Origin of the sequence: Thermotoga sp. SG1, from assembly GCF_002865985.1 — a bacterium.
GTDB lineage: Bacteria > Thermotogota > Thermotogae > Thermotogales > Thermotogaceae > Thermotoga.
The window spans coordinates 111,397-124,896 of sequence record NZ_LNDD01000003.1 but is presented as its reverse complement, the minus strand read 5'-3'; the positions used below and the strand labels follow the sequence as shown (position 1 = coordinate 124,896).

The 13,500-nt window shown below is 47.1% G+C and carries 12 protein-coding genes; 7 read left to right on the top strand and 5 right to left on the bottom strand.

Annotation, left to right across the window (positions count from 1 at the left end):
- Window positions 1-16 precede the first annotated feature (16 nt).
- From AS006_RS03500 to AS006_RS03480, 5 genes are read left to right on the top strand one after another with little or no spacing between them, the layout of a single operon-like run.
- A complete protein-coding gene (locus AS006_RS03500; protein WP_101512985.1) occupies window positions 17-2,179 on the top strand; it encodes an aspartate kinase in 2,163 nt (720 codons plus the stop codon).
- 5 nt (window positions 2,180-2,184) lie between these two features.
- Window positions 2,185-3,225, top strand: coding sequence for a threonine synthase (gene thrC / locus AS006_RS03495; protein ID WP_101512984.1), 1,041 nt, complete (start codon window positions 2,185-2,187; stop codon window positions 3,223-3,225).
- Window positions 3,222-4,067: a homoserine kinase gene (locus AS006_RS03490; RefSeq protein WP_101512983.1), complete on the top strand. Its 846-nt coding sequence runs from the start codon at window positions 3,222-3,224 to the stop codon at window positions 4,065-4,067. Before thrC ends, AS006_RS03490 begins: the two co-directional genes overlap by 4 nt.
- A 12-nt stretch (window positions 4,068-4,079) precedes the next feature.
- Window positions 4,080-4,814, top strand: coding sequence for an ABC transporter ATP-binding protein (locus tag AS006_RS03485; protein WP_101512982.1), 735 nt, complete (start codon window positions 4,080-4,082; stop codon window positions 4,812-4,814).
- A complete protein-coding gene (locus AS006_RS03480; RefSeq protein WP_101512981.1) occupies window positions 4,796-6,022 on the top strand; it encodes an ABC transporter permease in 1,227 nt (408 codons plus the stop codon). The genes AS006_RS03485 and AS006_RS03480 overlap by 19 nt, the downstream gene beginning before the upstream one ends.
- Here AS006_RS03480 and AS006_RS03475 read toward each other — a convergent pair.
- From AS006_RS03475 to AS006_RS03465, 3 genes are read right to left on the bottom strand one after another with little or no spacing between them, the layout of a single operon-like run.
- Entirely contained in the window at window positions 6,014-7,144 is a 1,131-nt protein-coding gene (locus AS006_RS03475; protein ID WP_101512980.1) for an NADP-dependent malic enzyme, read from the bottom strand. The genes AS006_RS03480 and AS006_RS03475 overlap by 9 nt on opposite strands.
- A 4-nt stretch (window positions 7,145-7,148) precedes the next feature.
- Window positions 7,149-7,643, bottom strand: coding sequence for a FumA C-terminus/TtdB family hydratase beta subunit (locus tag AS006_RS03470; RefSeq protein WP_101512979.1), 495 nt, complete (start codon window positions 7,641-7,643; stop codon window positions 7,149-7,151).
- Window positions 7,633-8,451: a fumarate hydratase gene (locus AS006_RS03465; protein ID WP_101512978.1), complete on the bottom strand. Its 819-nt coding sequence runs from the start codon at window positions 8,449-8,451 to the stop codon at window positions 7,633-7,635. The genes AS006_RS03470 and AS006_RS03465 overlap by 11 nt, the downstream gene beginning before the upstream one ends.
- A 45-nt stretch (window positions 8,452-8,496) precedes the next feature.
- Here AS006_RS03465 and AS006_RS03460 point away from each other — a divergent pair, with 45 nt between their 5' ends.
- Window positions 8,497-9,765 carry a TrpB-like pyridoxal phosphate-dependent enzyme gene (locus tag AS006_RS03460; protein ID WP_101512977.1) on the top strand — a complete coding sequence of 423 codons (1,269 nt, stop codon included), beginning with the start codon at window positions 8,497-8,499 and terminating at the stop codon, window positions 9,763-9,765.
- A 13-nt stretch (window positions 9,766-9,778) separates the two neighbouring features.
- Window positions 9,779-10,633 (top strand): cation diffusion facilitator family transporter, encoded by an 855-nt coding sequence (locus tag AS006_RS03455; RefSeq protein ID WP_101512976.1) that lies wholly within the window; start codon window positions 9,779-9,781, stop codon window positions 10,631-10,633.
- Here AS006_RS03455 and AS006_RS03450 read toward each other — a convergent pair.
- Complete coding sequence (locus AS006_RS03450) at window positions 10,630-12,906, bottom strand: ATP-binding protein (RefSeq protein WP_101512975.1); 2,277 nt, start codon at window positions 12,904-12,906, stop codon at window positions 10,630-10,632. The genes AS006_RS03455 and AS006_RS03450 overlap by 4 nt on opposite strands.
- Window positions 12,903-13,490, bottom strand: coding sequence for a hypothetical protein (locus tag AS006_RS03445; protein ID WP_101512974.1), 588 nt, complete (start codon window positions 13,488-13,490; stop codon window positions 12,903-12,905). The genes AS006_RS03450 and AS006_RS03445 overlap by 4 nt, the downstream gene beginning before the upstream one ends.
- Between the last annotated feature and the right edge of the window lie 10 nt (window positions 13,491-13,500).

Sequence of the window (13,500 nt, the reverse complement as noted above, 5' to 3'; positions counted from 1 at the left end):
TTGAGGAGTGAGAAAGGTGAGGGTGGGAATCGCGGGTCTTGGAACCGTTGGGGGAAGTATATACAGGATACTGAAGGAAAGGGGAGATGAGATAGAAAAAAGAGTCGGTGAGAGGTTCATCGTATCAAAGGTCATAAATCGCTCCCCAAAAAAGTACGAAGTCTATGGTGTACCTCCAGAGGAAATAGCGTTCGATTTCGATGACCTCATACTGAACAGTGATGTGGTTATAGAAGCCATCGGTGGAACAGATGTGGCTGTGGACCTTGTCCGGCGTGCTCTGGAACTTGGAAGAATCGTTGTAACTCCAAACAAAAACCTCATCTCGGAGTATGGAAACGAATTCATGGATTACATAAAAAAGAGAAAGCTCTTCTTTGAGGCTTCGGTTGGAGGGGGCATCCCGATCATCTCCCTCCTTCAGGATTATCTGATCTTTCAGAAGGTAACAAGAATACGTGGTATCATGAACGGAACGACAAACTACATACTCACGGAGATGAGCAAAGGAAGGCCCTTCGAGGAGGTCTTAAAAGAAGCACAAGAACTTGGATACGCAGAGGCAGACCCCACAAACGACATCGAAGGATACGACGTTGCATACAAGGTTTCAGTTTTGGCAGGTGTGGTAACGGGAAGATTTCCAGGGATACACAGCGTCCAATTCGAAGGAATAACGGGTATAGATCCTGAGTATCTGAAAGAAATTGTTCGCTCCGGGAAAAAGCTCAAGTTGATCGGAGAACTCGACTTTTTGTCGAACACCTATGAAGTACGCCTGAGGGAAGTCACACCGGAAGATCCATTTTTCAACGTCGATGGTGTGGACAACGCAATAGAAGTGTCCACCGATCTGGCCGGAGACTTCCTTCTGAAGGGACGGGGAGCAGGAGGGTATCCAACGGCCAGTGCGGTGATAGCAGATCTGTTCAGAGTGGCAAAGTACAAGGTGCTCGGTGGTGCTGAGAAATTCTCCGTTGTAGTGATGAAGTTCGGCGGTGCAGCCATTTCTGACGTGGAAAAATTGGAGAGGGTGGCAGAGAAGATCATAAAGAGAAAAAAGAGTGGAGTGAAACCCGTTGTTGTGCTTTCGGCGATGGGGGATACCACCGATCACCTGATAGACCTTGCAAAGACGATAGACGAGAATCCCGAGCCAAGGGAACTCGATCTTCTTCTGTCAACGGGAGAGATTCAAAGTGTTGCTCTGATGAGCATCGCTCTCAGAAAGAGAGGTTACAAGGCCATCTCCTTCACAGGAAATCAATTGAAGATCATAACGGACAAAAGGTACGGTTCGGCAAGAATCATCGATATCAATACGGACATCATCTCAAGGTACCTGAAACAGGATTTCATACCGGTCATCGCAGGATTTCAGGGAATAACGGAAACAGGAGACATAACCACACTTGGAAGGGGCGGATCGGATCTCACAGCGATCGCTCTTGCGTACTCTCTCGGTGCGGATTTGTGCGAGATTTACAAAGATGTGGATGGCGTCTACACGGCAGATCCCAAGATCGTAAAAAACGCTCGAGTTATCAAGGAATTATCTTGGGAAGAGATGATAGAACTTTCTCGCCATGGAGCACAGGTGCTTCAAGCAAGGGCAGCAGAATTTGCAAGAAAGTATGGTGTCAAGGTGCTGATAAAGAACGCGCACAAAGAAACGCGCGGCACTCTCATATGGGAGGGGACAAAGGTGGAAAACCCGATCGTCAGGGCGGTCACCTTCGAAGATGGCATGGCAAAAGTGGTTTTGAAAGATGTTCCCGATAAACCTGGTGTTGCTGCAAGGATCATGAGAACCCTCTCTCAAATGGACGTGAACATCGACATGATCATCCAGGGAATGAAGAGTGGTGAGTACAACACCGTGGCTTTCATCGTCCCGGAATCCCAGCTTGAAAAACTGGATCTTGACCTTCTGAAAACAAGAAGCGACGCCAGAGAAGTTATTATCGAAAAGGGTCTTGCAAAGGTTTCCATTGTCGGCGTAAATCTTACTTCATCTCCGGAGATCTCCGCAACTCTCTTTGAAACACTCGCCAACGAAGGCATCAACATCGACATGATCAGTGCTTCAAACAGCAGAATTTCTGTGATCATAGACAGCAGATACGTGGAAGACGCCGTCAAGGCGATCCACAGCAGATTTGAACTGGACAGGGAGTGAGGAACTTGGGCATACTCGAAAGGTACAGAAGGTTTCTTCCGGTGACGGACAAAACCCCCATGGTATCACTCAACGAGGGGAATACCCCTCTCATCCCTCTTGTGAACATGAGCAGGGAACTCGGGATAAAGGTCTACGTGAAGTACGAAGGAGCGAATCCAACGGGATCTTTCAAAGACAGAGGAATGGTCGTCGCCGTAGCCAAGGCTCTGGAAGAAGAATCTAGAGCCATTATGTGTGCTTCAACTGGTAACACTTCTGCTTCGGCCGCCGCTTATGCTGCAAGAACGGGGTTGAAGGCTATCGTTCTGATACCGGAGGGAAAGATCGCACTTGGAAAACTCGCACAAGCTATGATATACGGTGCCATCGTGCTCCAGGTGAAGGGAAACTTCGACAAGTGTCTGGAACTAGTGAAGGAGATCACTTCCAAATATCCCATCACACTCGTGAACAGCATCAACCCTTACAGGCTCGAGGGACAGAAGACTGCCGCCTTCGAAATCGTCGATGAACTCGGTGATGCCCCGGATTATCACTTCATTCCCGTGGGAAACGCAGGCAACATTTCTGCTTACTGGATGGGTTACAAGGAATACTATAAACATGGTCTTTCCTCAAAACTTCCGAAGATGATGGGATTTCAGGCAGAAGGAGCTGCTCCCATCGTTCGTGGTCATCCCATCGAGAACCCGGAAACAATTGCCACCGCCATAAGGATAGGAAATCCTGCCAACTGGGAAAAGGCAATCCGGGCTCGCGATGAGTCTGGCGGAGAAATCGACATGGTGAGTGATGAAGAGATACTGAAAGCGCAGAAACTTCTGGCCCAGAAGGAAGGGATCTTCTGCGAACCGGCATCCGCTGCATCGATAGCGGGACTTTTGAAAAAGCACCGTCAGGGACTTTTCAAGGGCGGAGAGACGGTGGTGTGCACCCTCACCGGAAACGGACTCAAGGATCCAAATGTGGTCATTTCACAGCTGGAACCACCGAAGACGATAGAAGGGAAGATAGAGGAAATCCTGGAGGTACTGGATCTATGAGAATAATGGTCCCGGCCACAACCACCAATCTCGGTGCGGGTTTTGATGTGTTCGGCCTTGCCCTCGATCTCTTCAACGAGGTGTTTTTTTCTTTTGACACCGACAGAACCATCATTGAGAGTACAGGAAAGTACGCACCGGATCTTGAAAATCACGATCTGTTCTTTGAGGTCTTCGAGTTCTTCGAGAAAAAGACGGGCTACAAGGTGCCTCCCGTGAGGATAAGACAGGTGTGTAACATACCGGTCTCCAGTGGGCTCGGCTCCAGTGCTGCAGTGATCGTTTCCGCACTCCACATAGCAAACGTGGGAACAAAGGCGAACCTTTCTCAGTGGGACCTCATGAAACTTGCCGCAGAGATCGAGGGACATCCAGACAACGTTGTTCCGGCTTTTGTGGGGGGACTGGTTGTCTGCTATCAGGATGGGGAGACCTTTGATTTTGAAAAGTTCGAGCTCGATCTTGAGCTCACCTTCCTCGTGCCCAGCTTTTCTCTCTGCACAAACACCATGAGAAAGGTCCTCCCCAGTCAGGTTCTGTTTGAAGACGCTGTTTTCAACATCAAGAACTCCTGTCAATTTCTGGCAAAGATCGTTTCCGGCAAACTGAACGAGGCCTTCAAATACGTGGGAGACCGTCTTCATCAGAACTACAGGATAAACGGAAACGAGAAGATGAAGGAATTCGTCGAGGCCATTCTTTCGAAAAAACCAGGATACTGGTTCGTGAGTGGATCTGGCCCTTCTGTGTGTACCGATCTGGAAGATTTCGAGGGAATACCTTATTTGAAAGACGTTCTGAAATTGAAAGTGAACAACAGGGGGTCGATAATCTTAGAATAGGGGGGTGTTCTCATGGGGGCTGTGACCGTCAAAGACCTGAAGAAAAGCATCGGAAGAAGAGAAATCCTCAAGGGGATTTCTTTTGAGATCGAAGAGGGAGAAATTTTCGGTTTAATAGGTCCCAACGGAGCGGGAAAAACCACCACCCTCAGGGTCCTGTCCACCCTTATAAAACCCTCCTCTGGGAAAATTTCCATCTTCGGAAAAGATGTGGTCAAAGAGCCACACGAGGTGAGAAAACTGATCAGCTACCTCCCGGAAGAAGCAGGAGCGTACAGAAACATGAGGGGAATCGAATATCTGAGATTTGTAGCAGGTTTTTACACGAAAGATCCCAGAGAAATTGAAGCCATGGTCGAGAAAGCCGTTGAAATCTCTGGACTCGGAGACAGAGTGAAGGACAGAATTTCCACCTACAGTAAAGGAATGGTGAGAAAGCTTCTCATAGCAAGATCCCTGATGGTGAATCCACATCTTGCCATACTGGACGAACCCACTTCCGGTCTCGATGTTCTCAACGCAAGAGAAGTGAGAAAGATACTGAAACAGGCGGTTCGGGAAGGTCTCACCATATTACTTTCCTCACACAACATGCTGGAGGTGGAGTACCTCTGCGACCGAATCGCACTGATCCATAACGGCAGGATCGTCGAATCTGGCACCGTGGAAGAACTCAAAGAAAGGTACAGTGCACAGAACATCGAAGAAGTCTTCGAGGAGGCGATAAGATGTTCAGAAAACTTCTGAAAAAAGAAATAAAAGAACTTCTCAATTTAGGGGCTATCGTTTCTGTAGTTGTAATCTCCATTCTGTATAGTTTTCTGGGAAGTGTTTTCGAAAGTACGATAGAAAAGTCCACTCAGAAACCGAAAATAGCAGTTGTGATGAAAGACAGCGGAGTGTTTTCTGAACTGATGAGGCAAGAATTCAGTAACGCGTCGGATCTCATCTACGCGGGAAACGATTTGAAGGAAGCAGAGAAAGTAGTGATGGAAAAGAAGGCCTCTGCGATTGTTCTGATACCGGATAGTTTCTCCAGAGATCTGACATCAGGGAAGAAAACCCGGGTGGAGATCGTATGGTATCTGAAGGGAACGGGGATATCCGACAGCATCTCCACAGGGATGGTTCTTTCCCTTCTTGAGCCGATCAGGGTGAAGATCGCTTCTCTGATACTCGGCGATCCAGAAAGGGCACAGTTCCTGTTCGATCCGTTCACGATCGTTCAGCACACGTATCTGAAAGGAAAGTTTTACGAAAACCATTCGCCAGATGTGATCATAAACATCTTCTACTCTCAAAACATAATGATACCCATACTGATCATGATGCTCATCATCATGTCGGGATCGTCTCTCATATCCTCCCTTGCCCTGGAGAAAGAAAACAAAACTCTGGAGACACTCCTCACGATGCCTGTGAAAAGAGAGCACATAGTGCTCGCAAAGATCCTGGGGAGCACAATCGTTGGCCTGATTCTTGCAGGAATATACATGGTGGGATTTTACAACTACCTGAGATCGCTAACTCAGAACACGCAGGGAATGGGTATGAGTTTCGGTGCAACGGATCTTCTACTGATAGGAACCAGTCTGTTCCTTTCCATCCTTGCCGGCCTTTCTCTCTGCATGTTCCTCGGTATCATGGCAAAAGATAACAGAAGCGCTCAGCTTCTTACCTTTCCCATATCGATTCTCGCTTTGATACCCATGATAGCGAACATGATCGTGGATTTTTCGAATCTCCCAGATGTTCTTAAGGTGGTTGTCTTTGCCATTCCCTTCTCACATCCCATCATGGCTCCAAAACTGATCTTTTACGGGGATTACTCTCTCATCGTTTCGGGAATAATCTATCTTGCCGCTTTCTCCATCGTCGTTATCAGTGCTGCTTTCAAGATGTTCAACTCGGATTATGTCGTTCTTGGATGGCAAATAAAAAGACGCTCACGATGAATTCTTGACCGCGAAATAGACGTTCTGGTGCACCCTCATGTCGAACGCCTCGGGGATGATTCTGTCAGGATGGGGCTCGCACGAGTTTGCGATCGCATCCACAGCGGAAAAGAGCATGTTCTTTGTGATCTTTGATCTTCTCTCCACGGCTCCTTTCATGATGCCGGGAAAGGCAAGAAGGTTGTTCACCTGGTTTGGATAATCTGACCTTCCCGTTGCAACGATGAACGCTCCCGCCTCTTTTGCAAGACGGGGATCTATCTCAGGAATAGGATTTGCGAGTGCGAAGACAACGGGTTTTACGTTCATCTTCTCTATCCATTCTGGCCTCACGATGTTTCCTTTCGAAACACCTATGAAGAAGTCTGCGCCGTCGAGTGCTGTTTCGAGATCACCTGAGAGTCTCTCCGGATTGGTGATGCGGGCGATTTCGAGGTGGTACTCGTTCAGACAGGTTTTCGGGTGTTTTTCGTTGAGGATACCGTTTTTGTCCACTGCCACAACGTTCTTCACCCCAAGGTCAAGGAGGAATCTCACGATGTTGTATCCCGCAGCCCCTATCCCGTTCACCACCACTTTCACTTCTTCTATCTTTTTCCCCACAAGTTTCAGTGCGTTGAGAAAGGCTGCAGACACAACAACTGCTGTTCCCTGTTGATCGTCGTGAAAAACAGGGATACTCATCTCTTCGGAGAGACGCTGAAGGATCCTGAAACACTTCGGTGCCGCTATATCTTCAAGGTTTATACCACCAAAGCTTGGTTCCAGACTTTTCACGATTTCGACGATCCTCTCCTCACTGGATTCAGAAAGACAGATGGGAAAGGCATCAAGATCCGCGAAGGCCTTGAAAAGAAACGCCTTGCCCTCCATCACAGGAAGCGCCCCGTAAGGTCCTATGTTTCCAAGTCCCAGTACGGCGCTTCCATCCGAAACAACGGCGATTGTGTTCCATCTGGACGTGTAGGTGTAGGTGTTCTCTGGATTTTCGGCACAGACCCTGGCAACTTCAGCAACACCGGGGGTGTAGAGAAGTGAAAGGATCTCTTTGTCCACCCTCTCAACGGGGAGGGAGATCCTTATCTTTCCTTTCAAAAATCTGTGAATCTCCAGAGGATCCATTCTCTCACTCCTCGAAGATTGTGTTACCTTCACTGTCTATCGCCACAACGAGAGGAAACTCTTCCACCTCTATTTCGTATATGGCCTCCGGTCCCAGGTCTTCGAACGCGAGCACCCGGGCGCTCTTCACCCTTTTTGAAAGGGCAGCAGCCGCTCCACTCGGTGTTATGAAGTAAACTCTTTTCCATTTCCTGCAAGTGTCGATCGCTTTCTTCGATCTTTTCCCCTTTCCTACCGTTGCCACTACACCGAGTCTGAAGAGCATCTCCAGGTAATCATCCATCCTGGCACTCGTAGTAGGTCCTATAGCACCTATTACCTTTCCCTGGGGAGTTCTGGCAGGTCCCGCATAGAACACTATCTGCCCTTCAAGATTCAAGGGCAGTTTTTCTCCTTTTTCCAGGAATTCTTTCAGTCTTTTCTGGGCTTGATCTCTCATAACGATGAGCTTTCCAGAGTAGCGTATCTCCTGGCCGGCTTTCAGTTCTTCAACCTTCAACGATCACTTTCCCCTTTCTGCAAAGATAGCAGTCCACCGAGATGGCAACGGGCAGGGTGGCGATGTGAGTTGGAAAATGTTCTATATGAACGGAATAAACGGTTTTTCCCTTTCCCAATCCCTGAAATCCTATTCCAAGAAGGTTCAGCTCGTTCTCGAGTTCTCTTTCGAGTTCGGCGTACCTTGGATCTTCGTTTCTTTCTTTGAAATCTCTTGTCAGAGCAAGTTTTGAAAGAAGAACGGCCTTGTCAGCCGTACCGCCTATTCCAATACCCACATGAAGAGGAGGACAGGCCTTCGCTCCGTGTTCTTTAATGTGCTCAACGACGAACTCTTTGATTCTGTCTATCCCGGAGGTTGGATTCATCATGCGAAGAACTGAGAGATTCTCGCTTCCCCCACCCTTCACAAGGAATCTGATCTCGAGTTTGTTTCCCTCGACCTGAAAGAGATGAACAACGGCAGGGGTGTTGGTTTCTGTGTTGATTCTGTCGAACAGAGGATCGGAAACAACAGAAAACCTGAAAGGATATTCTCTATAGACCTCTTCAACCGCTTTGTTCAGTGTCTGTTCGATGGGTTCTTCCAGTACGGTCTTGTGCCCAAGAAAGACGAAAAATTCCACCATCCCTGTGTCTTGACAGAGAGGAAGGTTTTCCTCTTTGGAAATGCGGTAGTTTTCCTTTATTATATCAGAAAAGGGGCCTTCGTATTCTTCAATGATCTCTCTGATTTCTTCGTTTATCTTCACGTTTGCTTCTACAATGGCTTTCTTTACTTTCTCAAGAACGGTGTGTGCTCTGATCAACTCTTTTCACCTCAATGGAGATTATATCATCGAAGGAGGGAGAGTATGAGAGTTGTCGTGAATTTGAAACCTGAAGAGATTCCAAGGCACTGGTATAACGTTCTTGCAGATCTTCCTTTCAAACTCGATCCACCTCTCGATCCAGAAACGGGAAGGCCAATCTCACCAGAAAAGCTCTCCGTGATATTTCCGATGAGTCTGATCGAACAGGAAGTTTCAGAAGAACGTTTCATCGAGATACCAGAGCCCGTCTTGAGGGAGTATGCGGTCTACAGGCCTACTCCTCTCATCAGAGCCACCTTTCTGGAAGAGTATCTTCAGACACCCGCAAGGATCTACTACAAGTACGAAGGAGTCAGCCCTACCGGCAGCCACAAGCCGAACACGGCCATCGCACAGGCCTATTACAACAAAATGGAAGGCGTGAAAAGACTGGTCACAGAGACAGGAGCAGGACAATGGGGCGGTGCTCTCTCGTATGCTGGTGCCAAGTTCGGTCTGGAAGTGAAGGTCTTCATGGTCAAGATCAGTTATCAACAGAAACCCATGAGAAAATACATGATGAATCTGTTCGGCGGAAAAGTGATCCCAAGTCCCAGCGAAGAAACAAATTTTGGAAGAAAACTTCTGAAGGAAGATCCCGAAAACCCTGGAAGTCTGGGGATCGCTATCAGTGAAGCGCTGGAAGTTGCTGTTTCCGATCCCGAGACGAAATACTCACTTGGAAGTGTTTTGAACCACGTTCTGCTCCACCAGACGGTGATAGGGCTTGAAATTAAAAAGCAACTCGAACTCCTAGAAGAAAAACCCAATGTGATCTTGGGATGTCACGGTGGGGGATCGAACTTCGGAGGAACGATCCTTCCCTTCATGCCAGAGAAACTCTCTGGAGAGAGCATCAGATTCGTTGCCTGCGAACCGACTGCCTGCCCCTCTCTGACCAAAGGAAAGTACGACTACGACTTTGGAGACACAGCTGGTCTTACACCCCTTCTCAAGATGTACACGCTCGGAAAAGATTTCATTCCACCGAAGATACACGCAGGTGGCCTCAGATACCATGGCTCTGCCCCAATAATAGCAAGACTCGTGAAAGAAAAACTGGTGGAAGCACAGGCGTTCGATCAGGAAGAAACGTTCGAGGCGGCAAAACTCTTTGCGAAACTGGAAGGGATAATCCCTGCACCAGAATCGGCCCACGCGATAGCGGGAGCGATAAGAGAGGCAAAGAAGGCGAAAGAGGAAAGAAAAGAACGTGTGATAGTATTTACGTTGAGCGGTCACGGCCTTCTGGATCTTACGGCTTACGCGTGAGGAGGAATCCTATTTGAAGAAAAAACTCGTCTTTTCCGTGTGGCTCAACTCTTTCATCACCATTGCCGAAGTGATAGGAGGACTAGTCTCAGGGAGTCTCGCCCTTCTAGGGGACTCCCTTCACAATCTCTCCGACACCCTGAGCCTTCTTGCAAGTTTTGTTGCCATCAAGATCGGTGAGAAGCCAAAGAACGAGAAGTACACCTTCGGATACAGAAGAAGTGAGATAATCGTGGCATTTTTGAACGCCATCTCCGTTGTGGTGATATCGATTCTGATACTCGTGGAAGCGATAAAAAGACTGATACATCCTTCTATGGTTCACACAATGGTTCTTCTCTACGTCTCGCTGATAGGACTCGTTGCCAATCTTCTATCGGTTCTTCTTCTTCACGAACACACCAAAGAAAGTATGAACGTTCGATCCGCCTACCTTCATCTTATAGCGGACACTCTCTCTTCCATTCTTGTTGTCATTGGTGCTGTGCTGATGAAGTTCTGGAGGGTATACTGGCTAGATCCTGTGATCGCTGCGGGCATCACGGCGTACATGTTCAGAGAGGCTTACGAGATACTGAGAGAATCCCTGGATGTCCTGATGGAGGCATCTCCAGATCTGGATTTTGAGAACATAAAAAGAGAGATAGAGAAGATAAAGGGTGTGAGGAATGCACACCACTTTCACGCTTGGAGGGTGGGAGAAAAAGAGATCCACTTCGAGTGCCATGTGGAAGTGGAAAACATGGAACTGAAAGATGCACAGAAAATCATCGACGAGATAGAAAATCGTCTGAAAAAACATGGAATCACTCACGTGACCGTTCAACTCGAGTGTGGAAGATGTGACGAAGGAATCGTATGCAGTTAGAGCCTTAAAACGGGCTCTTCTCTGAGAAGTCTTCGATCGCTCGTGAGCAGTATCACCTGTCTTGTCTGGGCTGTCTCTTTCAGTTTTGACCAAAGAAGATCTATCTTGCTGTCGTCCAGGTTCACAAAGGTGTTGTCTATCACAAGCGGAAGATCAATTTCGAGAACACGCGATACAAAATCCTTCACATGAAACGTCAGAATCTTCAGAGCGGACGTATTCAGGACTCTCATCACCGATTTTTCCTGAGGAACGTTGACCGCAACCGCCAACTGGGAAGAAACGTTGAAGACCATCATTTCACCGAAAAATTCTCTGTAAACCCTGCTCAGTTCTTTTGAAAATTCCTTCGTATGGCCCATCACAAATTCACTGTACTTTCTCTTCACCCTGTCTTTGAAGGCAGGAATATTTTCGATGATTTTTTCCGTCAGAGCAAGTTCCAGTTGCTTTTTCGTGAGTTGTTCCATCAAACCGTAGGGTTCTTCGAGGGGTGGAATTTCCAGGGCTTCCAGTTCCCTTCCAATGCTGTTCACTCTTTCTTCGAGTTCTTCTATTCTCTGGTTCGATTTCATCGATTCAACGTTTTCTTTTTCTTCGAGGAGCTTCTTCATAGCATTTTGAAGATCTTTCTTTTCTCTCTCAAGTCTCAGGAGTTTTTCTTTCAGCTCCAGCTGTTTCAAGAGCACTTCGACACTCTCAACACCAGCCTTGTCCAGCGCTTTTCTGAACGCTTCTTCCTGCTCTCTCATGTACCCTGTGATCTCTTCCAGATTCTTCCTTTTTTCTGCAAGGGAAGAGGCCAGAGAGTCTTTCATCATGAGAAACTCTCTTATCTGGTTTTCCACATTTTCGAGGGCCTTTCTTGGATCGCTCCCATATTTTGCGAGAAACGGTGCGATTTCGAACATCTTCGAGTTCATTTGTTTTTTGAGCACATCCTCGAGTTTATCGATATCCTCAACACCCATTGCCTCTTTCAACCGTTTCAACACCTGACTTTTCTCCTCCATCAATTCCCTCTTTTGAGAAGAGATGGTGACAAATTCTCTGTCCAGATTTTGGAGTTCTTCTTTCACTCTGAAATAGTTCCATATGGAAATCAGAGCCCCGCCGGCACCAGCGAACGTCAGATAGATGAACGGATTCTTCGATGCCAGAAAGATGAAAACAGCGGACACCACAGAAAACGTCAGAAACACGCTGACGAGGACTTTGAACACAGAGAGTGTTCTGTCTGCTCTCTTCATTCTGTCTCCTATCTTTTCCAAACGTTCGTTTATGGTGTTCACCTGTCTTTCTATCTCTTCCAGAGGCCTTTTCAAACGATTCGAAATTTCGTTTATCTTTGCTCTGTGCTCGTTTTCAACAAGGTCTATCTGAAGTCTCAGGTTTTCCATTCTCAATTTCAACTCCTCAAAACTTCTGCAGGAAAAGTCTTTCAGGATGTCTTCCATCTTTTCCCTCGTCTCGTCGTATCTTTTCTCCAGTTCCTTTATCTCCATTTCAAGCTGGTTTTGCCTTTCTTTCAGATAATCCACCTTCTGAAACAGCTCGTAGGCCTCCTCCAGATCGTTCTTTGATGAGACGATTTGACTTTCAAATTCCTTCAACTCGGCCTCGACACGCAGGAGTTTCTTTTTGATCTCTTCGAGCCGAGAGTCAATCGACTGGAGTTTTCGCTTCTTTTCTTCTTCCAGACGTCTTCTTTCTTCATCGAGAAGCCCTTTGTTTTTCAGTAACTCTTCCTCGAGGTTTTTCTTTTTTTTCATCAAAAGGAGCACCTTTTTTCTCTTTTCCTTCCACTCGTCGATCTTCATCTCAAGGTTTGCTATCTCGTTTCTCAGCAACTTTTCCTTTTCCATCAGACTGGAAAAGTCTTCGTTCATCACACGTTCCATCTCTCTTGCAGGGGGAAGCCTTTTGTAACTCTCCGAAACAAGGGAAGAGATCTTTTGAGATCCTTCTAGGGTATCATCCACGTGCTCCGGTAAAAAAGAGGTGAAAAGGAAGACCTCAGGATCAACTACTCCCGAACCAAAGTGCACTGTCCCTTCATCGGTTTCGAGACGACCACCGAACTTTTTCGAATACCAGGGTCTGTAGTCCTCGAGTTCCGCTAAATTTCCGGTGAGACAGTATCTGATGAAGTTTGCAAGGGTGGTTTTACCCGCTGCGTTTCCACCGAAGATGATGTTCAGTCCATCCTTAAGATTCAGAGAGAAATCTTCGAACTTTCCAAATCCTTCGATGTAAACTTGCCTGATCTTCATATCTCTTCCCTCACCCCTGCTTCTTCAAGAAGAAGAGAGTCCAGCTTCGACCAGTTTCGCCTATTCAGCACCTTCCCTACAAATCTAACGTTCCTTCTGTTCTTTATCTCCTCGTACTCGTGGTTCCACAGGACACCATTCAGAACGATCAGAGAATCTTCGGGAAGAAAAGGCAGATCCTCGTAAACTTCTACTTTCAGAAACTTCACCCTGAAGCGTGAAAGATCGAAGCGCTCAAAATTTCCACCATCATACAGAAGGCATTCACAGTTTTCGCCGAGAGGAGAGGAGGAAAAATCAGGAAACGAAACAGAAAACTCCCGTTCCACAGGTACATTCAGGTATTCCGCTATTTCGTCGAGTACGATGGACTCCGGTGGAATGAACTCTTTTATGAATTTCTCCGCAAGGAAGGGATCTACAATGCCACCGAACAGATTTATAAAAACAAACCTTTTCCCTCTGAAAAGCCTGGTCACATAGTTCAAGAGGTCCATCCTGGCCTTATCCATTTCCTCTTTGAAAAGAATCGTTTGATCCGGGTAGTCGAAGAACCTCAAATCTTTGATCAAAACGTGTTCCATATTCCTCCCC

Bases quoted from the DNA above. Each gene is read 5' to 3' on its own strand.
- AS006_RS03490 (WP_101512983.1), top strand. From the start codon at position 3,222: ATGAGAATAATGGTCCCGGCCACAACCACCAATCTCGGTGCGGGTTTT.
- AS006_RS03480 (WP_101512981.1), top strand. From the start codon at position 4,796: ATGTTCAGAAAACTTCTGAAAAAAGAAATAAAAGAACTTCTCAATTTA.
- AS006_RS03475 (WP_101512980.1), bottom strand. From the start codon at position 7,144: ATGGATCCTCTGGAGATTCACAGATTTTTGAAAGGAAAGATAAGGATC.
- AS006_RS03445 (WP_101512974.1), bottom strand. From the start codon at position 13,490: ATGGAACACGTTTTGATCAAAGATTTGAGGTTCTTCGACTACCCGGAT.
- AS006_RS03460 (WP_101512977.1), top strand. From the start codon at position 8,497: ATGAGAGTTGTCGTGAATTTGAAACCTGAAGAGATTCCAAGGCACTGG.
- AS006_RS03450 (WP_101512975.1), bottom strand. From the start codon at position 12,906: ATGAAGATCAGGCAAGTTTACATCGAAGGATTTGGAAAGTTCGAAGAT.
- AS006_RS03485 (WP_101512982.1), top strand. From the start codon at position 4,080: ATGGGGGCTGTGACCGTCAAAGACCTGAAGAAAAGCATCGGAAGAAGA.